The sequence below is a fragment of the Thauera sp. WH-2 genome, assembly GCF_048321015.1.
In the GTDB taxonomy this organism is placed as follows: Bacteria; Pseudomonadota; Gammaproteobacteria; order Burkholderiales; family Rhodocyclaceae; genus Thauera.
The window spans coordinates 1-1,309 of sequence record NZ_JBLWFG010000027.1; the positions used below are offsets into that span (position 1 = coordinate 1).

Annotated in this window: 2 protein-coding genes; both read left to right on the forward strand. The window is 54.7% G+C overall.

Translation table 11 applies throughout. From position 1 onward, the window contains the following. The coding region (locus ACNKW1_RS15705; protein ID WP_418365512.1) for a homing endonuclease associated repeat-containing protein at positions 1 to 782 on the forward strand (782 nt) is incomplete at its 5' end. 78 nt (positions 783 to 860) lie between these two features. Then, a partial coding sequence (locus ACNKW1_RS15710) for a hypothetical protein (RefSeq protein WP_418365513.1) occupies positions 861 to 1,309 on the forward strand: 449 nt, incomplete at its 3' end.

Consider the following 1,309-nt stretch of genomic DNA (forward strand, 5'->3'; position numbering starts at 1 on the left):
TGCGGGCGTCGATCTTTTCCATGCCCGAATTATATCAAAACCTATTTGATTGCCGGGTTAATGCGACGCACTCCCGACGTTGTACAGCAGTGCAGTCGTCCACAAACGAAGCCCCGCACATGACACGCAATCGCTTCGAGATCACGCGGGTTTCCGGAATGCCTGTCTCCGACGAGGAGTTACTCGAGGACATACGTGCGGTTGCCGCCAGCGTCGGTAAAGACACAATTGGGCAGAAGGACTATCGTCGGCTCGGTCAATACCAAGATTCGACCGCCACTCGACGCTTCGGAACCTGGAACAACGCGCTTGCTGCTGCGGGCCTCTCGGTGTCGAACGTGATCGACATCGCGGACGAGGAGTTGTTTGAGAATCTACTGATCCTCTGGCAACACTACGGCCGCCAACCTCGGCGAAGTGAGCTTGCATACAAACCCTCGACAATCTCTCAATCGCCTTACAACCGCCGTTTTGGCTCGTGGTCGGGAGCACTGGCTGCGTTCGTCGAGTACGCGAACGGAAGTGACGCTGAAATACTCCTCTCTCAAAGCGTAGGAATTGCTCGCAGGGCCACTGGGCGCGATCCATCGCTCCGCCTTCGATGGCACGTACTTCAGCGCGATCGTTTCACCTGCTGCGCGTGTGGAGCTAGTCCGGCACTAGATCCAGGTGTTGAACTCCACGTTGATCATGTCGTCGCCTGGAGCAAGGGCGGCGAAACGATACTTGAGAATTTACAAACGCTCTGTGCCTTATGCAATCTTGGCAAATCCAACACGTAGTCTGGCGAGCCCGTCGTTCTAGTGAGCGCGCTGCGATCAGGCTGCACCGCGCCTCTGTGCTTTGACGCCAGGTGCTTGATGGCTGATCGGAAACCAATAAAGCAAGCTCATGAGCGCGCTCAAGTCGCTCTTTTCTTGCAGTGGTTCAACGCACGCTATCGAACAAATTTTTCGGTGGTGGAGGAACCTGACCCCCCAGAGGCAATTATCCGCTCCGGGCGCACGACCCGATGGGTGGAGGTAACCGATGCGTTTTGGAGCGACGCCTTTGCGAAAGATGAGTATTCGTACGTCACTCCGGGCGAAGTTCACGAGCCAATAGGGACGGGGCCGTTTCTTAACCCGGATGAAGCTTTTTCGAAGCGTTTTGTTGATGCTGTACGAAAAAAGTTAGAGAAGAGATCCTACGAGGACAGTAGAGGCTTGTATGGTCCAGGTTACTTGGTAGTGCCAATCATGTATCCGCTGTTTGATGCTAATACCATTCGCATGATGCGCGAGCTTTGGTCTCAGACACGGATCAACGA